A 22,869-nucleotide genomic window follows, 5' to 3' on the forward strand; every position below is an offset into this window, starting at 1 on the left:
GCGGCATGACCGCTGGCTTACCGCGCGGCGACCCGGTCACGCCCGGCGCCGCAGCGCGGCGGCGGAGATGCCGGGCCTGAACACCTCGTGCAGCCGGTAGCGCTGCGTCGTGGCTGTGGGCAGGTGGGCGAGCGGAAGCCGCTTTGGATCCCGTTGCAGCGCGCGCCGGTAGGCGTCGTCGCTGGTCCATTCGGCGTACTCGAGCAGCGAGCGCGCGTCGTCGGCCAAGTGCAGGTGCGAGGCGATCAGCCCGCGCAGCGCATGCGCGCCGTCCTGCATCGCCGCGAAGGCGGCGTCGCCGTGCCGCCGCGCCTGCGCCGTATCGGCGGTCGCCAGCGTGGTGACCACGATGCAGCCGGGCAGGCGCCGCGGATCGGAGACGCCGCTGCGGACGCGGCGGTATGCCTGCCCGATCGGCGCCATGGCCGGCGCGGCGAGCAGCGCCCGCAGCGCGGCGCCGGCCGCGTCCGGGTCGTGGCGGCATTGCAGGTACAGCAGGTCGTGCGCGGCATCGATCGATCGCAGCCAGGCCAGCGCGTGCAGCCACGGCCCGCATGCCTGGCGCTGCAGCGCGGCGATCGCGCCGGCGCACTGCGAGGCGGGCGCGGTGGTGACCAGGACGGCATGCGCGTCCGGGCAGGGCAGGGGGAACGCGAGGTCGGCGCGCATCGTCGGGGCAGTGGCGGGGCGGGACGCGCAGTGTCCAACCTCGACCCGACTCGAGGTCAAGCATCGATCGCGCCGGGTCGGTCGGCCACGTCGAGGCGCATGCGCCGCCGCGGTCGCCGCACCTGCGCGGCGATCGCAGCACGGGGTCGCCTCATCCCGCTTGCCAGCCGTGGCGGCGCGCCGTGTGCTCGATCAAGGCGTTGAAGTCGTTGGCGAAGCCGCGCATGTCGAACAGGCCGCTGGCATCACGCCGCTCCCGCACGCGGGCACCAAGCGCGGCCAAGGCCTGCGGGTCGTTGCCCAGCCGCACCGCGGTGGCTACGAAGGCCGCGTCGTCGACCGCGTTCAACGCGTCCAGGCCGAGGTGGTGGTTGAGGCTGCCGGCCACGCGCGCGGCGAAGCTCTCGCCAGGGCAGGTCAGCACCGGGCAGCCGGCCCACAGCGCATCGGAAGCGGTGGTATGCGCATTGTACGGGTGCGTGTCCAGGAACAGGTCGGCATGGCGGTAGCGCGCCAGGTAGTGCGGATGCGCCAGCTTGGGCATGAACACCAAGCGCGCCGGATCCACCCCTTGCCGCTGCGCCGCCGCGCGCAGCCGCGCGTCGGCCTGGCCCGGGCCGGACAGCAGCCACAGCACGCTGCCGGGCACCTGGTGCAGCGTCGCCAGCATCCGCGCCACGCTGCGCGGATTGAGCTTGTAGCTGTTGTTGAAGCAGCAATACACCACGCCGCGCTCTGGCAGGCCGCAGTCGCGCCGCGACGGCGGCTCGCCGACCTGGCGGGTGTCGTCCGAGGGCTGGAACGCGCGCGGCAGGCGCAGCACCTGCTCGCTGTAGTGCGGCGCCAGCGCGTCCGGCAGCGCGTAGCCGTCGCCGATCACGTAGTCCATCCACGGCGCGCCGGTGCTGCCGGGATAGGCCAGCCAGTTGATCTGGATCGGCGCCGGACGCATCGCCAGCACCTCCGGCGCGCCGCCGCCGCCCCAGCCGCGCAGGTCGAACAGCAGGTCGATGCCGGCGTCGCGGATGCGCTGGGCGATCGCGCGGTGCGGTTGCCCGGCCATGTCGTGCAGCGCGTGCGCCGCGGCGCGCAGGCGCGCGCGGATCGCGCTGCCGTCGTCGCGGTTGAGCGCGAACAGGTGCACCTGCAGCGCCGACTGCGCGCGCAGCCGCTCGAACAGCGCCACGGTCAGCAGCCCGGTCGGATGCGCGCCGAAGCCGTTGGACAGGAAGCCCACGCGCAGCGCGCCGTGCGTGCGCAACGCCGGCGCCGGCAGTGGCGCGATCGCCTGCGCCAGCGCGCGCGCGCGGTTGCGCGCGCAGGCCAGCTGTTCGGCCGGGCCGGCCTCCTCGCTGAGGAAGGCGAACGGCTCCACCGCCGGATGCCCGCGGCGCACCGCCTCGCGGACCTGCAGCGACAAAGCGTCCAGGCCGCGCCAGTCGCACAGCTTGCGGCGCCAGTTCAGCAGGTGCGCGGCGATCGACGGCTCCTGCGGCAGCAATGCGTGTGCGCGTTCGTAGGCCTGCGCGGCGGCCTCGGCCTCGCCGTTGTCCTCCAGCGCATGGCCCAGCCACAGCGCGATGCCGGGATGCTGCGGCGCCTGCTGCAGCGCCTGGCGCAGCGCGGCGGCGGCCTCGGCGTGGCGGCCCTGGGTCCAGCGCGTGCGGCCGAGCCGCGCCAGCGCCTCGGGATGGCCGGGGTGCAGCTGCAGCGCGCGCAGCGCGGCGCGTTCGCCGGCGTCGACCGCGCCGGCGCCGAGCTCGGCATCGGCCAGCATCACCCAGGCGACGAAGTCGTTCGGGTCGCGCTGTACCGCATCGCGCAGTTGGCACAGCTCCTCGGAGGCCGCGTCGTTCATGCGCGGCCGCCGTGCGGTCGCAGCGCGAGCCGCGGCCGGGTCATCGCCGCAGCGCTTTGTGGAAATGCAGCGCGGTGTCGTCCTGCATCCAGCCCTGCGCGCGGTACAGCGCCTGCGCCTGGTGGTTGTCGCGTGCGGTCTCCAGCACGATGCGCACCGCGCCGTCGTCGGTCGCATGGCGTTCGGCGGCGTCCAGCAGCGCCTGCGCCACGCCCGCGCGGCGATGCGCCGGCGACACGAACAGGTCGTTGAGGATCCACACGCGCGCCGCGCGCACCGACGAGAACGACGGATACAGCTGGGCGAATCCGGCCGCGTCGCCATCGCGCGTGGCCAGCAGCAGCACCGACTCGCCGCGTGCCATGCGCTCGCCGAGGAACGCGCGCGCCACCGCCAGGTCGGCCGGCTGCCCGTAGAACTGCCGGTAGCCGTCGAACAGCGCCGCCAGCGGCGGCAGGTCCTGCGGCTGCGCGTGGCGCACCTGCACGCTCACGGGCTGTCGCTCAGGCGCGCCAGTTCGTCGACCTGGTGCTCGTGGCTGAGCCGCTCGATCAGCGCATCCAGGTCGCCTTCGATCACGTTCGGCAGGTCGTACAGGGTCAGGCCTTCGACGCGGTGGTCGGTGATGCGTCCCTGCGGGTAGCTGTAGGTGCGGATGCGCTGGCTGCGGTCGCCGCTGCCCACCTGCAGCTTGCGGGTCTGCGCCTCGGCGGCGGCCTGCTTGCTGCGCTCGGCGTCGAGCAGTTGCGCCTTCAGCCGCTTCATCGCCTTGTCGCGGTTGGCGTGCTGGCTGCGCTCGGTCTGGCATTCCACCACCGTGCCGGTGGGCAGGTGGGTGATGCGGATCGCCGATTCGGTCTTGTTGACGTGCTGGCCGCCGGCGCCGGAGGAACGGAACGTGTCCACCTTCAGGTCGGCCGGGTTGATCGCGATCTCCTCCACGTCGTCGGCCTCGGGGATGATCGCCACCGTCGCCGCCGAGGTGTGGATGCGGCCCTGCGACTCGGTCGCCGGCACCCGCTGCACGCGATGCGTGCCGGATTCGAACTTGAGCTTGGAATACGCGCCGCGGCCGACGATGCGCGCCACCACCTCCTTGTAGCCGCCATGCTCGCCGGGGCTGTCCGATTCCACCTCGACCTTCCAGCCCTGGCGTTCGGCGTAGCGCGCGTACATGCGGAACAGGTCGCCGGCGAAGATCGCCGCTTCGTCGCCGCCGGTGCCGGCACGCACCTCCAGGAACAGGTTGCCCTCGTCGCGCGGGTCGCGCGGCAGCAGCAACAGCGCCAGCTGTTCGTCCAGCGCGACCAGCCGCGCCTGCGCCGCGGCGATCTCTTCCTCGGCCAGCTCGCGCAGCTCCGGATCGGCGCGCATCGCCTCGGCCGCGGCCAGGTCGGCCTTGGCCTTGGCCTCGTCGGCCAGCGCGGCAGCGACCGGTTCCAGCTGCGCGAACTCGCGCGAGTAGTCGCGGAAGCGCGCGTTGTCGCTCACCACCTCCGGATCGGACAGCAGGCGTTCGAGTTCTTCGCGACGCTCGGCCAGCGCCTCCAGCTTACGGCGCAGGGTCGGTGTCATCGGTCTTCAGGATAGGGTGGAGATAGCCCGGTTTTTCCGGGAACAGGCGTTCGGCCGCGCGCGCCAGCTCGGCGTCGCCGCTCAGCGCGGCCTCGCGCAGCGCCGCGGTGGGCGGATGCAGCAGGCGGTTGGTCAGCGTGTTGGCGAGGAATTCCAGCACCTCGTCGGCGGGCTTGCCGTTGGCCAGCTGCTGCCGCGCCTTGGCCAGCACGTCGTCGCGGGTGCTGTCGCCGTGCGCGCGCAGGCGCTTGAGCGGCGCCTGGCGCGTGCTGGCCTGCAGCGTCTCGACGTAGCGCAGCACCTGCAGGTCGATGATCGCCTCGGCGGCCTCGGCCGCCTCGCGGCGGCCGCGGCGGTTGTCCTCGACCGCGCGTTCCAGGTCGTCGACGGTGTACAGGTAGGCGTCGGCGAGTTCGGCGACGCCGGCCTCGATGTCGCGCGGCACCGCCAGGTCGAACAGCAGCATCGGCTTGTGCTTGCGCCGGCGCAGCGCGTCGTCGACTTGCGCACGGGTGACGATCGGCTCGCGGCTGGCGGTGGCCGAGAACACCACGTCGGCGTCCTGCAGGTGGCGATCGAGCTCGCTCAGCGGCAGCGCCACGCCGCCATGGCGGCTGGCCAGCTCCTGCGCGTGGGCGAGGGTGCGGTTGGCGATCAGCAGCCGGCGCACGCGGCCTTCGCTCAGGTGCTTGGCCGCCAGCTCGATGGTCTCGCCGGCGCCGATCAGCAGCACGGTGGATTCGTTCAGCCGGGCGAAGGAGTTCTGCGCCAGGCGCACCGCGGTCGAGGCCACCGACACCGGATTGGCGCCGACGCGGGTGTCGGTGCGCGCGCGCTTGGCCACCGCGAAGGTCTGCTGGAACAGGCGGTCCAGGCGCCCGCCCATCGCCCCGTGTTCGCGCGCCAGCGCCCAGGCGTCCTTCACCTGGCCGAGGATCTGCGGCTCGCCCAGCACCATGGAATCCAGGCCGGTGGCGACGCGGAACAGATGCCGCACCGCGTCGGCGTCCTGGTGCTGGTAGAGGTAGCCGTGCAGGCCGGCGGCCTGCGCGTCCAGCCAGCCGGCCAGGCGCTGCGCGTCGTCGGCGATCGCGTACAGCTCGGTGCGGTTGCAGGTGGACAGCAGCGCGGCCTCGGCCACGCCCGGCAGCTCGCGCAGCGACTGCAGCGCGCGCGGCAGCGCATCGCCGGCAAAGGCGACCCGTTCGCGCAGGTCGACCGGCGCGGTCTGGTGGTTCAATCCAAGCACCCACAACGTCATCTGTTCAGTCGCTTGCGATAAGCTGCTGGCCATTCAGGGCCCCATTTTACGGCCCGGCTGCTTCCGATGCCCGAATTGATACGCATCCGTACCTTTCCGCTGCTGTTCGCAATCGCGCTGGCCCCGGCCGCCGTTGCCGCCCCGGCCGTGCCGACCGCCACCGCCGCGCTGCCGCAGGGCGCCGCCACGACCTCGCTGACGCCGGTGCTGGCCGGCGAATTCGCGTTGCAGGCCGGGCAGTTGGCCGATGCGTCGCGCTGGTACCTGGACGCGGCCCACGACGCCCCCGGCGATGCCGGACTGGCCGAGCGCGCGACCCGCATCGCGATGCTGGCCAACGACAATGCCCGCGCCGCGCAGGCGCTGGCGCTGTGGCGCGAACGGGCGCCCGAATCGCTGGCGATGCGCAGTTCCGAGGCATCGCTGGCGCTGCGCACCGGCAACCTGCGCAAGGCACGCAGCGGCCTGGTGGCGCTGTTGCGCGATCCGGACCCGCGCGGCTGGCGCTTCGCACTGGTCGCCCTGGTCAGCGGCAGCCGCGATCCGGACGTGGCCGCCAAGGCGCTGGACCAGCTGCTCGACGCCAATGCCATTCCCAACCAGCTCGAGGCCTGGCAGGAATTCGGGCGGCTGGCGCTGCGCCTGGAGCAGCCGAAGCTGGCCGAGCGCATCGTCGACCAGCTGGTCAAGCGCTTCCCGGCCGAGCCGCGGGTGGCGCTGCTGCATGCCACCCAACTGCACCAGGCCGGCGACACCGAGCGGGCGCAGGCCCTGCTGCAGGGCGTGGAACCCAAGGCGGTCCAGGATCCGGAACTGCGCGGCGCGCTGGCCTACGCCTACGATGCGATGGGCAACACCGCCGCGGCGGCGCGGGTGCTGGCGCTGGGTCCGCAGGACACGCAGAACTACGGCCTGCGCGCGTCGATGCTGGCCAAGCTGCAGGACAACGCGGCGCTGACCGCGCTGTACGAGGAACTGCGCAAGGGCGCCGCCAAGCCCGATCCGGAGCGGCGCCTGCTGCTCGGCAAGATGGCCGAATTCCTCAAGCGCTACCAGGAGGCGGTCGACTGGTACCACGGCGTGCCGGGCGGCCCGCAGCGCAACGAGGCGCGGCTGCGCGCCGCCAGCGCGCTGTACGAGCTGGGGCAGAAGGAGACCGCGTTCGCCGAGGCGCGCGCGTTGCAGGGCGACGCCTCCGCCGACGATGCCGCGCGCCGCGACGCCTACGTGCTGGAGGCCGAGCTGCGCCAGCGCAGCGGCGACGACGCCGGCGAACTGGACGTGTTCGCGCGCGGGCTGGCCGCCTATCCGGACGACAACGCATTGCTGTACGCGCGCGGCCTGGCCTGGGAGCGGCGCGACCGCATCGACCGCGCCGAGGCCGATCTGCGCAAGATCCTGGTCACCGAGCCGGAGAACGTGTCGGCGCTGAACGCGCTCGGCTATACCCTGGCCGACCGCACCCACCGCTACCGCGAGGCGCTGGAACTGATCGACCGCGCGCGCACCGCCGATCCGGACAATGCCGCGATCATCGACAGCTACGGCTGGGTGCTCTACCGGCTGGGCAAGACCCAGGAAGCGCTGGTGCAGCTGCGCCGCGCCTGGAGCCTGTTCAAGGATCCGGAGATCGCCGCGCACATTGGCGAGGTGTTGTGGAGCCAGGGCAAGCGCGAGGAGGCCAACCGCTACTTCGAGGAGGCGCGCAAGCTCGATCCGAAGAACCGCGCGCTGCAGCGGGCGATGGAAAAGGTCGCGCCATGACCGCGACGCTGCGCGCGGGATGGTGGCTCGGCGCGTTGCTGGCGCTGGGTGGGTGCACCTCGATGGCGCCGCGGCAGGCGCCGACGGTGCCGGTAGCCGCGGTCAGCGACGCCGCGCGCCAGGCCGAGGCCGCACGTGGGCAATGGCTGCGCGCGCATCCGCAGTGGTCGTTCCAGGGCCGCGCGGCGATCACCAAGGGCCGCAACGGCGGCAGCGGGCGCATCGACTGGAGGCAGCAGCAGCGGCAGTACCAGGTGGAGCTCAGCGCGCCGGTGACCCGGCAGAGCTGGCGCCTGATCGGCGACAGCCATTCCGAGGCTGGCCGTTTGGAAGGGCTGGAAGGCGGCACGCGCGAGGGCGAGGACGCCCAGCAACTGCTGCTGGAGGCCACCGGTTGGGAGATTCCGGTCAACTTGCTGCCGGACTGGGTGCGCGGGCTGGTCGCCTTCGATGCGCAAGCGCCCGAACAGGTCCGCTACGACGCCGAGGGGCGGCCGCAGGCGCTGCGGCAGATGGGCTGGGAGATCGAGTTCCAGGAATGGTATCCGCCTGCGGATGGCCGGCCGGCGCTGCCGCGGCGCATCGAGGCGCGCAGCGGCGATGCCAAGGTGCGGCTGCTGTTCGACCAGTGGGATTTCGCCGCGCTATGAACGGGCCGGCAATCGGGCGCTGGTCGAGCTGGCCGGCGCCGGCGAAGCTGAACCTGTTCCTGCGCATCACCGGCCGCCGCGCCGACGGCTACCACCAGCTGCAGACCGTGTTCCGCCTGCTGGACTGGGGCGACACGGTGCATCTGCGCCTGCGCGCGGACGCGCGCATCGCCCGCGTCGGTGAGTCGGTGCCGGGCGTGGCGGAGGCCGACGACCTTCTGGTCCGTGCGGCGATGTTGCTGCAAAATGAAGCCAATATCAGTCAAGGTGCCGACATCTGCGTCGAAAAACGCATTCCAGCCGGCGGCGGCTTCGGTGGCGGTTCGTCCGACGCGGCCACCGCGCTGGTGGCCCTGAACGCGCTGTGGGGCGCCGGGCTGGACGAGGAGGCGCTGGCGGCGCTCGGCCTGCGCCTGGGCGCGGACGTGCCCGTGTTCGTGCGCGGCCGCGATGCCTGGGCCGAAGGGGTGGGCGAGCGGCTGACGCCGATGACCCTGCCGCCGGCCTGGTACGTGCTGGCGGATCCGGCCGTTCATGTGCCCACTGCGGCTCTGTTCCAATCGCAGGATTTGACGCGGGATGCTGCGCCCGTGAAAATGGCGGACTTCGTTTCAGGTTCCCAGCTCGGCAACGCGTTCGAGCCGGTGCTGCTTCGCCGCGAACCGGCCGTCCAGGCCGCGTTCGACGCGCTGAAGCGGATCGGCACGCCGCGGCTCACCGGGTCGGGGAGCGGCTGTTTCGTCGAGTTCGCCGATCGCGCTGCCGCTGAGCGCGCGCTGGCGGACTTGCCGGAAGGCCTGCGCGCCTGGGTGGCGGGGAGCGTGACGCGCTCGCCGCTGCTCGATGCGCTGCAGGCATAGCAAGTGTTCCATGCAGGGGCGTCGCCAAGAGGCCCAAGGCACCAGGTTTTGATCCTGGCATTCGTAGGTTCGAATCCTACCGCCCCTGCCATTTGTGTATGCAGGTCCCTCTGCAAGAGCCCGCACATCCGTGTGCGGGGATTCAAAAATGCGAGTCCCTCGCAAAAGCCCGCACATCCATGTGCGGGGGTTCGACGGGTAGAAGCTCGCTTCGCCTGGTTTTCCGGTTCCACGCTGTTTCTTCGCTTCACGCTCTTTGCCGCCGCCCAAGAGAACCCTCATGCAAGATCAACGCAACCTGCTGGTGTTCTCCGGCAATGCCAACAAGCTTCTGGCCAAGAACATCTGCCAGGAGCTGGGCGTGCGTCCGGGCAAGGCGATGGTCTCGCGCTTCTCCGACGGCGAAGTGCAGGTGGAGATCGAGGAGAACGTGCGCCGGCAGGAAGTGTTCGTGATCCAGCCGACCTGCGCGCCGAGCGCGGAGAACCTGATGGAGCTGCTGGTGCTGATCGACGCGCTCAAGCGCGCCAGCGCCGCCAGCGTCACCGCGGTGGTGCCGTACTTCGGCTATTCGCGGCAGGACCGGCGCATGCGTTCCTCGCGCGTGCCGATCACCGCCAAGGTCGCGGCGAAGATGTTCTCGGCGGTCAACGCCGACCGCGTGCTGACCGTCGACCTGCATGCCGACCAGATCCAGGGCTTCTTCGACATCCCGGTCGACAACGTCTACGCCTCGCCGCTGCTGCTGGCCGACATCTGGCGCGCCTACGGCACCGACAACCTGATCGTGGTGTCGCCGGACGTGGGCGGCGTGGTCCGCGCGCGCGCGGTGGCCAAGCGCCTGGACGACGCCGACCTGGCGATCATCGACAAGCGCCGCCCGCGCGCCAACGTGTCCACGGTGATGAACATCATCGGCGACGTCGAAGGCAAGACCTGCGTGCTGGTCGACGACATCGTCGACACCGCCGGCACGCTGTGCGCCGCCGCGGCCGCGCTGAAGGCACAGGGCGCGCTGAAGGTGGCCGCGTACTGCACCCATCCGGTGCTGTCGGGCCCGGCGGTCAGCAACATCAGCAATTCGCAGCTGGACGAACTGGTGGTCACCGACACCATCCCGCTGTCGGACGCCGCGCGCGGCTGCAACAAGATCCGCCAGCTCAGCGTCGCCGAGCTGCTGGCCGAAACCATCCGCCGCATCGCCTTCGGCGAATCGGTGAGTTCGTTGTACGTGGATTGATCAAGGGCGGGGATTGGGGATTCGGGATTGGGGATTCGCAGAGCAGGCGCTGTTGCGAATCCCCAATCCCGAATGCCGAATCCCGGCTTTCCAACGACTCTTCTGGTCGCGGAAGAGTCCTCAAAACCGCCGCGAGGCGGTTCATTCAACCTAGGTAGTAAACGCAAATGGCAACCACACATGAAATCAAGGTTCAGCGCCGCGAGGTCGAGGGTAAGGGTGCGAGCCGCCGCCTCCGTCGCGACGGCCTGATCCCCGCCATCGTCTACGGTGGCGACCTGAAGCCGGTCAACATCGAGTTGAACCACAACGAAGTCTGGCTCGCCAGCCAGAACGACTGGTTCTATTCGTCGATCCTGAGCCTGAGCCTGAACGGCGACGTGCAGAAGGTGCTGCTGCGCGATATGCAGCGTCACCCGTTCAAGCAGCTGATCATGCACATCGACTTCCAGCGCGTGAACGACAACGAAGTGCTGCACGCTTCGGTGCCGCTGCACTTCCTCAACGAGGACACCTCGCCGGCCGGCAAGTCGGCCGAAGTCGTGGTCACCCACGAGCTGAACGAGATCCAGGTCGTGTGCCTGCCGAAGGACCTGCCGGAGTTCGTCGAAGTCGACCTGTCCACGCTGAGCGTCGGCGACGTGATCCACCTGTCCGACCTGAAGCTGCCGGCCGGCGTCGAGCTGCCCGAGCTGAAGCTGGGCAAGGAGCACGACGTGGCGGTGGTCATCGCCAAGCACGGCCGTGTCGAGGCCGAGCCGGAAGAGGCCGAGGCGCCGGCTGCGGCCGAGCCGAAGAAGGACGGCGCCAAGTAATCGCCCGTGCTGCGTCCGGATCGTTCGGTCCGGGCGCAGCGGCGATTGCCTGCGGTATGGCTGGCCTGCGTCTGATCGTCGGTCTGGGCAACCCCGGACCGGAACACGCGAATACCCGGCACAACGCCGGGTTTCGCTTCGTCGAACATCTGGCCGAACGGGCCGGCGCGCGCTGGAGCGTGGACGCCAAGCTGTTCGGTGAAACCGCCAAGGCCGACGTGGCCGGGCAGGCGGTGTGGCTGTTGAAACCGGCCACCTTCATGAATCTCAGCGGCAAGTCGGTGATCGCCGCGCTGCGTTACTGGAAGATCGAACCCGAGCAGGCGCTGCTGGCGCACGACGAACTGGATCTGGCGCCGGGCACGGCGCGCTTGAAGTTCGACGGCGGCCATGGCGGCCAGAACGGGTTGCGCGACACCATCCGTCTGCTGGGGCACGCCGGCTTCCACCGGCTGCGCATCGGCATCGGCCACCCCGGGCACAAGGACAAGGTCGTGCCGTGGGTGCTCGGACGCGCCAGCAAGGACGACCAGATCCTGATCGACCGCGCCATCGACGACGCCATCGCGGTGCTGCCGCTGGCGGTGAACGGCGATTTCAACGAGGCGATGAAGCGGCTGCATACGGTCGGGACTCGGGACTCGGGACTCGGGACTCGAAACCCCTGAATTCCCTGGAAGCATGTCCCTGTCTCACCCCATGAACATAGGATTGCTGCGAATGTACAAACAACCGCGTGCCGGCTTTGCGCCGAGTCCCGAGTCCCGAGTCCCGAGTCCCGGAGCCAACAATGGGCATTAAGTGCGGCATCGTCGGCCTGCCCAACGTCGGCAAGTCGACCCTGTTCAATGCGCTGACCAAGGCGGGCATCGCCGCGGCCAACTTTCCGTTCTGCACCATCGAACCGAACGTCGGCGTGGTGCCGGTGCCCGATCCGCGGCTCGGCGAGCTGGCGGCGATCATCAATCCGCAGAAGGTCGTGCCGACCGCGGTGGAGTTCGTCGACATCGCCGGCCTGGTCGCCGGCGCGGCCAGCGGCGAGGGCCTGGGCAACAAGTTCCTGGCGCACATCCGCGAGGTCGATGCGATCACCCACGTGGTGCGCTGCTTCGAGCACGGCGACATCATCCACGTGAACAACAAGGTCGATCCGATCTCCGATATCGAGACCATCGACACCGAGCTGGCGCTGGCCGACCTGGACAGCGTGGAAAAGGCGCTCAACCGCGCCGAGCGCAGCGCCAAGGGCGGCGACAAGGACGCGGCGGCGCGCAAGCCGGTGCTGGCCAAGCTGCAGGCCGCGCTGGCCGACGGCAAGGCCGGCCGCAGCGCCGGGCTGGACGAGGAGGAGAAGGCGCTGGTGCGCGACCTGTTCCTGTTGACGCTCAAGCCGGTGATGTACATCGCCAACGTGCTCGAGGACGGGTTCGACAACAATCCGCACCTGGATGCGGTGCGCGCGCGGGCGGCCACCGAGGGCGCCGAGGTGGTGCCGGTGTCGGCGGCGATCGAGGAAGAGCTGTCGCAACTGGACGACGCCGACCGCGACACGTTCCTGGCCGACCTGGGCCTGGCCGAGCCGGGCCTGAACCGGGTGATCCGCGCCGCCTACAAGCTGCTCGGGCTGCAGACCTACTTCACCGCCGGGGTGAAGGAAGTGCGCGCGTGGACGGTGAAGGCGGGCTCGACCGCGCCGCAGGCCGCGGCCGTGATCCACACCGACTTCGAGAAGGGCTTCATCCGCGCCGAAACCATCGCCTACGACGACTTCATCAAGTACAAGGGCGAGGCCGGCGCGCGCGAGGCCGGGCGGCTGCGCCTGGAAGGCAAGGAATACCGCGTGCAGGAAGGCGACGTGCTGCATTTCCGCTTCAATGTGTGACGGGCGCGCGCAGGTCCGGGCTTCCTCGGACGCTGCGCACCGCCGGGCGCTTCCCGCGCGCGCCGCGTCAAAATACTGTTGACAAGCCCAGGGTGTCAGGGAAGAATAGCGGGCTGTTTCACCCCGGTCTGATTTCGGCCTTGCGGCCAACGCGGAACGGGCAGTTGGAGGGATACCCAAGCGGCCAACGGGGGCAGACTGTAAATCTGCTGGCTTACGCCTTCGGTGGTTCGAATCCACCTCCCTCCACCAGTTATTTTGTTGTGGCAATGCGGCATCCCGTAGCGGGAGTAGTTCAACGGTAGAACCTCAGCCTTCCAAGCTGATGGTGCGGGTTCGATTCCCGTCTCCCGCTCCATTGAACGCGCTTTAGGTGTCACAATAGAACAACGCTCACGTAGCTCAGTCGGTAGAGCACCTCCTTGGTAAGGAGGAGGTCGAAGGTTCGATTCCTTTCGTGAGCACCATATTCAGTCGTCAATCTTTCTACGATCATCGAGAAGAAGCAGCCATGGCCAAGGGTAAGTTCGAGCGCACCAAGCCCCACGTGAACGTGGGCACGATCGGTCACGTTGACCACGGTAAGACGACGCTGACCGCGGCGCTGACGAAGATCGGCGCAGAGCGCTTTGGCGGCGAATTCAAGGCGTACGACGCGATCGACGCGGCGCCGGAAGAGAAGGCGCGCGGGATCACGATCTCGACCGCGCACGTGGAATACGAATCCCCGAACCGCCACTACGCGCACGTGGATTGCCCGGGCCACGCCGACTACGTGAAGAACATGATCACCGGTGCGGCGCAGATGGACGGCGCGATCCTGGTGTGCTCGGCCGCGGACGGCCCGATGCCGCAGACCCGCGAGCACATCCTGCTGGCGCGTCAGGTCGGCGTGCCGTACATCGTGGTGTTCCTGAACAAGGCCGACATGGTCGACGACGCCGAGCTGCTCGAGCTGGTCGAGATGGAAGTGCGCGAGCTGCTGAGCAAGTACGATTTCCCGGGCGACGACACCCCGATCATCCACGGTTCGGCGCTGAAGGCGCTGGAAGGCGACCAGAGCGAGATCGGCGTGCCGGCGATCATCAAGCTGGTGGATGCGCTGGACAGCTACATCCCGCAGCCGGAGCGCGACATCGACAAGCCGTTCCTGATGCCGGTGGAAGACGTGTTCTCGATCTCGGGCCGCGGCACCGTGGTGACCGGCCGTATCGAGCGCGGCGTGATCAAGGTGGGCGACGAAATCGAGATCGTCGGCATCCGCACCACGCAGAAGACCACCGTGACCGGCGTGGAAATGTTCCGCAAGCTGCTGGACCAGGGCCAGGCGGGCGACAACGCGGGTCTGCTGCTGCGCGGCACCAAGCGTGACGACGTGGAGCGCGGCCAGGTGCTGTGCAAGCCGGGTTCGATCAAGCCGCACACCGACTTCGAAGCCGAAGTGTACGTGCTGTCGAAGGACGAGGGCGGCCGCCACACCCCGTTCTTCAAGGGCTACCGTCCGCAGTTCTACTTCCGCACCACCGACATCACCGGCGCGTGCGAGCTGCCGGAAGGCGTGGAGATGGTGATGCCGGGCGACAACGTGAAGATGGTGGTGTCGCTGATCAACCCGGTGGCGATGGACGAAGGCCTGCGTTTCGCGATCCGCGAAGGCGGCCGCACCGTCGGCGCCGGCGTGGTTGCCAAGATCATCAAGTAATGCCCGCTCCGGCGGCCCCCAGGGTCGCCGGAGTTCGACGTTGTACCGGCAGCCTGGGCTGCCGGCCGAGCGAAGGGCGGGCCGGAACCTTCGGTCCGCCTTCGCCGTCTAAGGGAAGTGCAGTCGTTTTTCTACACGCCAGTAGCTCAATTGGCAGAGCAGCGGTCTCCAAAACCGCAGGTTGGGGGTTCGAGTCCCTCCTGGCGTGCCATTCTGCCTCCCCTATCCAGTGACCTTGGTCGCACCAGCAGCAAGAGTCGGATGAACAGCAAGATCGAGCATTCCAAAGGTGCCGCCGCTTCCTCGGGTGGCGACATCGTCAAGTACGTGATCGCCGCCTTGCTGGTGGTCGCGGGTCTGTTCGTCTGGTTCTGGTTCGACGACCCCATCCGTTCGGCGCCGCTGGGCGGCTGGTCGGCGCCGCTGCGCGGCCTGGCCGTGATCATCGGCCTGGTCGCCGGCGCGGCGGTGTTCATGATGACCGCCAAGGGCCGCGAGGCGCGCGAGTTCCTGTCCGAGTCCCGGTTCGAACTGCGCAAGGTGGTGTGGCCGACGCGGCAGGAGGCGATCCGTACCACCTGGGTGGTGATCGTGGTGGTGATCATTCTGAGTCTGCTGCTGGGCGGTTTCGATTTCGTGATCCAGAAGCTGATGCAGTGGTTCGTGAGTCGTTGAGGAGAATGCAGCAGTGAAGCGTTGGTATGTCGTTCACGCCTATTCAGGCTTCGAGAAGTCCGTGGCCCAAGCGCTGCGCGACCGTATTGTGCGTGACGAGATGCAGGAGCGCTTCGGCGACGTCCTGGTGCCGACCGAGGAAGTGATCGAGATGCGCTCCGGCCAGAAGCGCCGTTCCGAGCGCAAGTTCTTCCCGGGTTACGTGCTGGTGCAGATCGAGACCCACGAAGAGGCCGGCATCCCGCGCATCGACAACGAAAGCTGGCACCTGGTCAAGGAAACCCCGAAGGTGATGGGCTTCATCGGCGGCACCGCCGACCGTCCGCTGCCGATCCGCGACGAAGAGGCCGATGCGATCCTGCAGCGCGTCCAGGACGGCGTGGAGAAGCCGCGTCCGAAGGTGCTGTTCGAGCCGGGCCAGATGGTCCGGGTCACCGACGGCCCGTTCAACGACTTCAACGGCGTGGTCGAGGAAGTCAACTACGAGAAGAGCCGCCTGCGCGTGGCGGTGCTGATCTTCGGTCGCTCGACCCCGGTGGAGCTGGAATTCGGCCAGGTCGAGAAGGCCTGAGCCCGCGCCGGCGCGGCTGCGCCGGACACCCAAAACCCTGCTATACTGCGCGGCTCGCTGTCCAGGCTTGTCGCCGGGCAGACCGGAAGCCGCCGCAAGGCGGCTTTCTGCGCACTTCAAACGTGATGGCGGGACACGTGATTTTCCCGTCGCGATGGGGAGCCTGCGGTTTGGGCGCTAGCACCCGGAGACACTAAAATGGCAAAGAAAGTAGTCGGTTACATCAAGCTGCAGGTGAAGGCCGGTCAGGCCAACCCCTCGCCGCCGGTCGGTCCTGCGCTGGGTCAGCGCGGCCTGAACATCATGGAGTTCTGCAAGGCGTTCAATGCCGCCACGCAGAAGCTGGAGCCGGGCCTGCCCACTCCGGTCATCATCACGGCCTACTCGGACCGTACCTTCACCTTCATCACCAAGAGCACCCCGGCCACCGTCCTGTTGAAGAAGGCGGCGGGCGTCACCTCCGGTTCCAAGCGCCCCAACACCGAAAAGGTGGGCAAGGTCACCCGCAAGCAGCTCGAGGACATCGCCAAGGCGAAGGAAGCCGACCTGACTGCAGCCGAGCTGGAAGCGGCGGTACGTACGATTGCGGGTTCCGCCCGCAGCATGGGCCTGACGGTGGAGGGTTAAGCGATGGCACAGACCAAGCGACAGAAAGCGATCCGTGCTGCCGTGCAGCCGGGCAAGGCGTATTCGATCGACGAAGCGCTGAAGATCATCAAGTCCACCAGCAAGGCCAAGTTCGTCGAAGCCGTCGACGTGGCCGTGCGCCTGGGCGTGGATGCGAAGAAGTCGGACCAGCAGGTGCGCGGTTCCACTGTGCTGCCGGCCGGTACCGGCAAGAGCGTGCGCGTGGCCGTGTTCGCCCCGGCCGGCGCCAAGGCTGACGAAGCCCTGGCCGCCGGTGCCGAAGCGGTGGGCATGGACGACCTGGCCGAGAAGATGCAGGCCGGCGACCTGAACTACGACGTGGTCATCGCCACCCCGGACGCGATGCGCGTCGTCGGCAAGCTGGGCACGCTGCTGGGCCCGCGCGGCCTGATGCCGAACCCGAAGGTCGGCACCGTCTCGGCCAATCCGGCCGAAGCGGTGAAGAACGCCAAGTCGGGCCAGGTGCGCTACCGCACCGACAAGGCCGGCATCATCCACTGCACCATCGGCAAGGCCAGCTTCGAAGACGACGCGCTGAAGAACAACCTGCAGGCGCTGCTGATGGACCTGGTCAAGGCCAAGCCGGCCACGTCCAAGGGCACCTACCTGCAGAAGATCTCGGTGAGCTCGACCATGGGTCCGGGCGTCACCGTCGATCAGGCGTCGCTGTCCCTCAAGTAATCGCATCACGGCGGCGCTCCGCGAGGCGCGCCGCCGGTTCCACCCTTTTGAAGGCGTCGCCAGGGGCAACCCGACGCGAAGCCGTCAAAGACCGCAGGCGCGGTCGGCGCATACCGACGACGGGCACGGAAGCTCGATATGGCAAGGAGTCGCCGTCGGTACAGCGGGATCGCTTAATCCAGTCCCCTCGGGGACGGGCCGGCGTAGATGGTGCCGCCTTTCTGGAGTTTTTCTGGTTCAGGCCAGTCGGGTTTCCCGGCCGCGCTCACTCCAGGTCTGGAACGGCCACCAACTGGGATTCCATTTCGGCGTCCCCGGCATCCAGGATGGAGGCCGCCCAGGACCGCAAGCGGCAGGAGCCGTGAGCGGAGTATGTTTGAAGCAGGGATTCGGGATTCGGAATCGGGGATTGGCAAGAGCGCATCACGGCTCCTGCGACTCGCGAACGACCGGCCTCGAGCCCGGCTTTAACGGAGGAGTGCAATGGCTCTCAATCTGTCCCAGAAGCAAGAAGTCGTCGCCGAACTGGCAGACGTTGCCGCGAAGGCTCACTCCTTGGTTGCTGCCGAGTACGCCGGCATCACGGTCGCCCAGCTGACCGCGATGCGCAAGAAGGCGCGCGAAACCGGTGTGTACTTGCGTGTTGTCAAGAACACCCTGGCCTCGCGTGCCGTTGCCGGTACCGAATACGAGTGCGTCCAGGACGCGCTGGTCGGTCCGCTGCTGTATGCGTTCTCGACGGAAGAACCCGGCGCTGCCGGTCGTCTGATCAAGGAATTCGCCAAGGGTAACGACAAGCTGCAGGCCAAGGTCGTGTCTGTGGGTGGCCAGCTGTATCCGGCCGCTCATCTCGAGGTGCTGGCATCGCTGCCGACCCGCGAGCAGGCGCTGGCCATGCTGGCACGTGTCCTCGCCGAGCCGGCGAGCATGTTCGCCCGCGCGGTCAAGGCAGTGGGCGACAAGCTCGGTGGTGGCGAAGAAGCCCCCGCCGCAGCGGAAGAAGCCCCGGCCGAAACGGCTTAAGTTCGCGACACCTGAAACGGTTCACTAGAACCTCATCCAGAAAAAATTCCAAAGGTAATCACAATGTCCCTGTCTAACGAACAGATCGTCGACGCAATCGCCGAAAAGTCCCTCATGGAAGTGATGGAGCTGGTCAAGGCCATCGAAGAGAAGTTTGGCGTCTCCGCCGCCGCCCCGGTCGCCGCTGCCGGCCCGGCCGCTGCCGCCGCCCCGGTCGAAGAGCAGACCGAGTTCACCGTCACCCTGAAGGCTGTCGGTGAGAAGAAGGTCGAAGTCATCAAGGCTGTCCGCGCCATCACCGGCCTGGGCCTGAAGGAAGCGAAGGACCTCGTCGAGGGTGCTCCGCAGACCGTCAAGGAAGCCGTGTCGAAGGAAGATTCCGAGAAGTTCAAGAAGGATCTCGAGGCCGCCGGCGCGACCGTCGAAATCAAGTAATCGGCATCTTGCATCGCCAGCGTGTCAGGTGATGCATCGAAGGCTGGGGGCGCAAGCCCCCGGCCTTTGGCCGTTGTTGCAAAGCCGGGAAATTCGGCGTTGGAGATTCGGTCGGGGCCGCCTGGCTCGTCCCGAATCCCCTGATCCCCAATCTCGGCCTCACCGAGTTGGTAGTTGGAAGTAGCAAGAGAAGGCGTGCTGGTGCCGGCAATACCAGCGACTTCCAACTGACAATTTATGTTCACTCAGGGCCGCGGACGCGCGGCCCGCACAGCCAAGGTGATACCTCATGACGTCCTATTCGTTCACCGAAAAGAAGCGTATCCGCAAGGATTTCGGCAAGCAGCGCTCGATTCTCGAAGTGCCGTTCCTGCTGGCGATCCAGGTGGATTCCTACCGCGAGTTCCTGCAGGAGAACACCGACCCGAACAAGCGTTCGGACCACGGCCTGCACGCGGCCCTGAAATCGGTGTTCCCCATTTCCAGCTACAGCGGCAACGCCGCGCTGGAATACGTCGGCTACAAGCTGGGCGATCCGGTGTTCGACGAGCGTGAATGCCGCCAGCGCGGCATGAGCTACGGCGCGCCGCTGCGCGTGACCGTGCGCCTGGTGATCTACGACCGCGAGTCCTCGACCAAGGCCATCAAGTACGTGAAGGAGCAGGAGGTCTACCTCGGCGAGATCCCGCTGATGACCGAGAACGGCACCTTCATCGTCAACGGCACCGAGCGCGTGATCGTCTCGCAGCTGCACCGTTCGCCGGGCGTGTTCTTCGATCACGACCGCGGCAAGACCCACAGCTCGGGCAAGCTGCTGTACAGCGCCCGCATCATCCCGTACCGCGGTTCCTGGCTGGACTTCGAGTTCGACCCGAAGGACGCGCTGTTCACCCGTATCGACCGCCGCCGCAAGCTGCCGGTGTCGATCCTGCTGCGCGCGCTCGGCTACAGCAACGAAGAGATGCTGGCCGAGTTCTTCGAGATCAACACCTTCCACATCGACCCCAAGGAAGGCGTGCAGCTGGAGCTGGTGCCCGAGCGCCTGCGCGGCGAGACGCTGAACTTCGACCTGGCCGACGGCGACAAGGTCATCGTCGAGGCCGGCAAGCGCATCACCGCGCGCCACGTCAAGCAGCTCGAAGCCGCCGGCGTCGCCGCGCTGGCCGTGCCCGACGAATACCTGGTCGGCCGCATCCTGTCGCACGACGTGGTCGATGCCTCGACCGGCGAACTGCTCGCCAGCGCCAACGACGAGATCAGCGAAGACCAGCTGACCGCGTTCCGCAAGGCCGGCGTCGACGCCGTGGGCACGCTGTGGGTCAACGACCTGGACCGCGGTCCGTACCTGTCCAACACCCTGCGCATCGACCCGACCAAGACCCAGCTCGAAGCGCTGGTCGAGATCTACCGGATGATGCGTCCGGGCGAGCCGCCGACCAAGGACGCGGCGCAGAACCTGTTCCACAACCTGTTCTTCACCTTCGAGCGCTACGACCTGTCCACGGTCGGCCGCATGAAGTTCAACCGCCGTGTCGGCCGCAAGGAAGTCACCGGCGAGTCGGTGCTGTACGACAAGAAGTACTTCGGCGAGCGCAACGACGAAGAGGCCAAGCGCCTGGTCGCCGAGCACGCCGACAGCTCCGACATCCTGGACGTGATCAAGGTGCTGACCGAGATCCGCAACGGCCGCGGCGTGGTCGACGACATCGACCACCTGGGCAACCGTCGCGTGCGTTCGGTCGGCGAGATGGCCGAGAACGTGTTCCGCGTGGGCCTGGTCCGCGTCGAGCGCGCGGTCAAGGAGCGCCTGTCGATGGCCGAGTCCGAAGGCCTGACCCCGCAGGAACTGATCAACGCCAAGCCGGTGGCCGCCGCGATCAAGGAATTCTTCGGCTCCTCGCAGCTGTCGCAGTTCATGGACCAGAACAACCCGCTGTCGGAAGTGACGCACAAGCGCCGCGTCTCCGCGCTCGGCCCGGGCGGCCTGACCCGCGAGCGCGCCGGCTTCGAAGTGCGCGACGTGCATCCGACCCACTACGGCCGCGTCTGCACCATCGAGACGCCGGAAGGCCCGAACATCGGCCTGATCAACTCGCTGGCGGTGTATGCCCGCACCAACCAGTACGGCTTCCTGGAGACGCCGTACCGCAAGGTGCTGGACGGCCAGATCACCGACGATGTCGAGTACCTGTCGGCGATCGAGGAGAACGAGTACGTGATCGCGCAGGCCAACGCGCTGCACGACTCCAAGAGCCGCCTGACCGAGCAGTTCGTGCCGTGCCGCTACCAGGGCGAGTCGCTGCTGAAGCCGCCGGCCGAGGTGCACTTCATGGACGTGTCGCCGATGCAGACGGTGTCCATCGCCGCGGCGCTGGTGCCGTTCCTGGAGCACGACGACGCCAACCGCGCGCTGATGGGCGCGAACATGCAGCGCCAGGCGGTACCGACGCTGCGTGCGCAGAAACCGCTGGTCGGCACCGGCATCGAGCGCGCCGTGGCGCGCGACTCGGGCGTGACCGTGAACGCCCGCCGTGGCGGCGTGATCGAGCAGATCGACGCCGGCCGCATCGTGGTCAAGGTCAACGAGGAAGAGATCGGCGGCGGCACCGATGCCGGCGTGGACATCTACAACCTGATCAAGTACACGCGCTCCAACCAGAACACCTGCATCAACCAGCGTCCGCTGGTCAATGTGGGCGACGTGATCGCGCGCGGCGACGTGCTGGCCGACGGTCCCTCGACCGACATCGGCGAGCTGGCCCTGGGCCAGAACATGCTGATCGCGTTCATGCCGTGGAACGGCTACAACTTCGAAGACTCCATCCTGCTCTCCGAGCGCGTGGTGGAGGAGGATCGCTACACCACGATCCACATCGAAGAGCTGACCTGCGTGGCGCGCGACACCAAGCTGGGGCCGGAGGAAATATCCGCCGACATCCCGAACGTGTCCGAGCAGGCGCTGAACCGCCTGGACGAGTCGGGCGTGGTGTACATCGGCGCCGAAGTGCGCGCCGGCGACATCATGGTCGGCAAGGTCACGCCGAAGGGCGAGAGCCAGCTGACCCCGGAAGAGAAGCTGCTGCGCGCGATCTTCGGCGAGAAGGCCTCTGACGTGAAGGACAGCTCGCTGCGCGTGCCGCCGGGCATGGACGGCACCGTCATCGACGTGCAGGTGTTCACCCGCGACGGCATCGAGAAGGACAAGCGCGCCCGCCAGATCGAGGAGAACGAGATCAAGCGGGTCAAGAAGGACTTCGACGACCAGTTCCGCATCCTGGAAAGCGCGATCTATGCGCGCATGCGCGCGCAGCTGATCGGCAAGGTCGCCAACGGCGGTCCGAACCTGAAGAAGGGCGACATCGTCACCGACGCGTACCTGGACGGGCTGAAGAAGTCCGACTGGTTCGCGCTGCGGATGAAGGACGAGGACGCCTCCGACGCCATCGAGCGCGCGCAGAAGCAGATCCAGGCGCACGAGAAGGAATTCGAGCGTCGCTTCGCCGACAAGCGCGGCAAGATCACCGCCGGCGACGACCTCGCCCCGGGCGTGCTGAAGATGGTCAAGGTGTTCCTGGCGGTGAAGCGACGCATCCAGCCCGGCGACAAGATGGCCGGCCGCCACGGCAACAAGGGTGTCGTGTCGATGATCCAGCCGATCGAGGACATGCCGTACATGGCCAACGGCGAGACCGTGGACATCGTGCTGAACCCGCTGGGCGTGCCGTCGCGCATGAACATCGGCCAGGTGCTGGAAGTGCATCTGGGCTGGGCCGCCAAGGGCCTGGGTCGCAAGATCCAGAACATGCTCGAAGCGCAGACCAAGGTCGCCGACCTGCGCAAGTTCCTGACCCAGATCTACAACCACGACCAGAAGCTGGGCGAGGACCGTGTGGACCTGGATCAGTTCAGTGACGAAGAGCTGCTGCGCCTGGCCGGCAACCTGACCGACGGCGTGCCGATGGCCACCCCGGTGTTCGACGGCGCCACCGAAGCGGAGATCAAGCACATGCTCGAACTCGCCGACCTGCCGATCAGCGGCCAGACCCAGCTGTACGACGGCCGCACCGGCGAGGCGTTCGACCGCCACACCACGGTCGGCTACATGCACATGCTGAAGCTGAACCACCTGGTGGACGACAAGATGCACGCGCGTTCGACCGGTCCGTACTCGCTCGTCACCCAGCAGCCGCTGGGCGGCAAGGCGCAGTTCGGCGGCCAGCGCTTCGGCGAAATGGAAGTCTGGGCGCTGGAAGCCTACGGCGCGGCCTACACCCTGCAGGAAATGCTGACGGTGAAGTCCGACGACGTGCAGGGCCGCAACCAGATGTACAAGAACATCGTCGACGGCGAGCACGAGATGGTCGCGGGCATGCCGGAATCCTTCAACGTGCTGGTGAAGGAAATCCGCTCGCTGGCCATCAACATGGAATTGGAAGACTAAGGAGCCGGGACGCGGGACCCGGGACCCGGGACTCGGAAAAGCGAGAAGCGCGAGCGCTCCTGCTTTCCGAGTCCCGAGTCCCGAGTCCCGAGTCCCGCAAAAAGCCTTCCCGCCCCGTC

General features: G+C 68.0%; 20 protein-coding genes and 5 tRNA genes. 20 read left to right on the forward strand and 5 right to left on the reverse strand.

What is annotated here, in order from left to right; translation table 11 throughout:
* Positions 1–36: 36 nt before the first annotated feature.
* From JR065_RS13675 to hemA, 5 genes are all read right to left on the reverse strand, one after another.
* Positions 37–669 carry an antibiotic biosynthesis monooxygenase gene (locus JR065_RS13675; RefSeq protein ID WP_206234819.1) on the reverse strand — a complete coding sequence of 211 codons (633 nt, stop codon included), beginning with the start codon at positions 667–669 and terminating at the stop codon, positions 37–39.
* A 151-nt stretch (positions 670–820) separates the two neighbouring features.
* Positions 821–2,527, reverse strand: coding sequence for a tetratricopeptide repeat protein (locus JR065_RS13680; protein ID WP_206234821.1), 1,707 nt, complete (start codon positions 2,525–2,527; stop codon positions 821–823).
* Positions 2,528–2,567: 40 nt separating this feature from the next.
* Positions 2,568–3,020, reverse strand: a complete 453-nt coding sequence (locus JR065_RS13685) for a GNAT family N-acetyltransferase (RefSeq protein WP_206234822.1) — start codon at positions 3,018–3,020, stop codon at positions 2,568–2,570.
* On the reverse strand, positions 3,017–4,102 hold the full coding sequence (prfA, locus tag JR065_RS13690) for a peptide chain release factor 1 (RefSeq protein WP_206234823.1): 1,086 nt from the start codon (positions 4,100–4,102) through the stop codon (positions 3,017–3,019). Before prfA ends, JR065_RS13685 begins: the two co-directional genes overlap by 4 nt.
* Positions 4,080–5,363: a glutamyl-tRNA reductase gene (gene hemA / locus JR065_RS13695; RefSeq protein WP_206234824.1), complete on the reverse strand. Its 1,284-nt coding sequence runs from the start codon at positions 5,361–5,363 to the stop codon at positions 4,080–4,082. Before hemA ends, prfA begins: the two co-directional genes overlap by 23 nt.
* Before the next feature lie 66 nt (positions 5,364–5,429).
* Between hemA and JR065_RS13700 the strand changes: the two genes are divergently transcribed.
* The 20 genes from JR065_RS13700 (at position 5,430) to rpoB (ending at position 22,750) form a co-directional block, all read left to right on the forward strand.
* Complete coding sequence (locus tag JR065_RS13700; RefSeq protein ID WP_206234825.1) at positions 5,430–7,127, forward strand: tetratricopeptide repeat protein; 1,698 nt, start codon at positions 5,430–5,432, stop codon at positions 7,125–7,127.
* On the forward strand, positions 7,124–7,777 hold the full coding sequence (gene lolB, locus JR065_RS13705) for a lipoprotein insertase outer membrane protein LolB (protein ID WP_206234826.1): 654 nt from the start codon (positions 7,124–7,126) through the stop codon (positions 7,775–7,777). The genes JR065_RS13700 and lolB overlap by 4 nt, the downstream gene beginning before the upstream one ends.
* Entirely contained in the window at positions 7,774–8,637 is an 864-nt protein-coding gene (gene ispE, locus JR065_RS13710) for a 4-(cytidine 5'-diphospho)-2-C-methyl-D-erythritol kinase (RefSeq protein ID WP_206234827.1), read from the forward strand. The genes lolB and ispE overlap by 4 nt, the downstream gene beginning before the upstream one ends.
* Positions 8,638–8,651: 14 nt before the next feature.
* A tRNA-Gln gene (locus JR065_RS13715) sits at positions 8,652–8,728 on the forward strand.
* 189 nt (positions 8,729–8,917) lie between these two features.
* Positions 8,918–9,877 (forward strand): ribose-phosphate diphosphokinase, encoded by a 960-nt coding sequence (locus JR065_RS13720; RefSeq protein ID WP_206234829.1) that lies wholly within the window; start codon positions 8,918–8,920, stop codon positions 9,875–9,877.
* 167 nt (positions 9,878–10,044) lie between these two features.
* Positions 10,045–10,692 (forward strand): 50S ribosomal protein L25/general stress protein Ctc, encoded by a 648-nt coding sequence (locus tag JR065_RS13725; RefSeq protein WP_206234830.1) that lies wholly within the window; start codon positions 10,045–10,047, stop codon positions 10,690–10,692.
* Between the two features lie 56 nt (positions 10,693–10,748).
* Positions 10,749–11,360, forward strand: coding sequence for an aminoacyl-tRNA hydrolase (gene pth, locus JR065_RS13730; RefSeq protein ID WP_206234831.1), 612 nt, complete (start codon positions 10,749–10,751; stop codon positions 11,358–11,360).
* Positions 11,361–11,482: 122 nt separating this feature from the next.
* Positions 11,483–12,574 carry a redox-regulated ATPase YchF gene (ychF, locus tag JR065_RS13735; RefSeq protein ID WP_206234832.1) on the forward strand — a complete coding sequence of 364 codons (1,092 nt, stop codon included), beginning with the start codon at positions 11,483–11,485 and terminating at the stop codon, positions 12,572–12,574.
* Positions 12,575–12,740: 166 nt separating this feature from the next.
* Positions 12,741–12,826: transfer RNA gene (locus tag JR065_RS13740), tRNA-Tyr, on the forward strand.
* A 32-nt stretch (positions 12,827–12,858) separates the two neighbouring features.
* Positions 12,859–12,932, forward strand: a tRNA-Gly gene (locus JR065_RS13745).
* A 33-nt stretch (positions 12,933–12,965) separates the two neighbouring features.
* Positions 12,966–13,041, forward strand: a tRNA-Thr gene (locus tag JR065_RS13750).
* A 44-nt stretch (positions 13,042–13,085) separates the two neighbouring features.
* The gene (gene tuf / locus JR065_RS13755; protein ID WP_206234833.1) at positions 13,086–14,276 is read left to right on the forward strand and encodes an elongation factor Tu; all 1,191 of its coding nucleotides are present in this window, start codon (positions 13,086–13,088) and stop codon (positions 14,274–14,276) included.
* 135 nt (positions 14,277–14,411) lie between these two features.
* A tRNA-Trp gene (locus JR065_RS13760) sits at positions 14,412–14,487 on the forward strand.
* A gap of 50 nt (positions 14,488–14,537) precedes the next feature.
* Complete coding sequence (gene secE, locus JR065_RS13765) at positions 14,538–14,951, forward strand: preprotein translocase subunit SecE (protein WP_206234834.1); 414 nt, start codon at positions 14,538–14,540, stop codon at positions 14,949–14,951.
* Between the two features lie 13 nt (positions 14,952–14,964).
* On the forward strand, positions 14,965–15,522 hold the full coding sequence (gene nusG / locus JR065_RS13770; RefSeq protein ID WP_179571232.1) for a transcription termination/antitermination protein NusG: 558 nt from the start codon (positions 14,965–14,967) through the stop codon (positions 15,520–15,522).
* A 198-nt stretch (positions 15,523–15,720) separates the two neighbouring features.
* Positions 15,721–16,149 (forward strand): 50S ribosomal protein L11, encoded by a 429-nt coding sequence (gene rplK, locus JR065_RS13775; RefSeq protein ID WP_162315241.1) that lies wholly within the window; start codon positions 15,721–15,723, stop codon positions 16,147–16,149.
* 3 nt (positions 16,150–16,152) lie between these two features.
* Positions 16,153–16,851 carry a 50S ribosomal protein L1 gene (gene rplA, locus JR065_RS13780; RefSeq protein ID WP_179571231.1) on the forward strand — a complete coding sequence of 233 codons (699 nt, stop codon included), beginning with the start codon at positions 16,153–16,155 and terminating at the stop codon, positions 16,849–16,851.
* A gap of 483 nt (positions 16,852–17,334) precedes the next feature.
* Positions 17,335–17,874 carry a 50S ribosomal protein L10 gene (gene rplJ / locus JR065_RS13785; protein WP_206234835.1) on the forward strand — a complete coding sequence of 180 codons (540 nt, stop codon included), beginning with the start codon at positions 17,335–17,337 and terminating at the stop codon, positions 17,872–17,874.
* Positions 17,875–17,937: 63 nt separating this feature from the next.
* The gene (gene rplL / locus JR065_RS13790) at positions 17,938–18,309 is read left to right on the forward strand and encodes a 50S ribosomal protein L7/L12 (RefSeq protein WP_206234836.1); all 372 of its coding nucleotides are present in this window, start codon (positions 17,938–17,940) and stop codon (positions 18,307–18,309) included.
* Positions 18,310–18,598: 289 nt separating this feature from the next.
* On the forward strand, positions 18,599–22,750 hold the full coding sequence (gene rpoB / locus JR065_RS13795) for a DNA-directed RNA polymerase subunit beta (protein ID WP_206234837.1): 4,152 nt from the start codon (positions 18,599–18,601) through the stop codon (positions 22,748–22,750).
* Positions 22,751–22,869: the final 119 nt, after the last annotated feature.

This window comes from Xanthomonas sp. (assembly GCF_017163755.1).
Taxonomy (GTDB): Bacteria; Pseudomonadota; Gammaproteobacteria; order Xanthomonadales; family Xanthomonadaceae; genus Xanthomonas_A.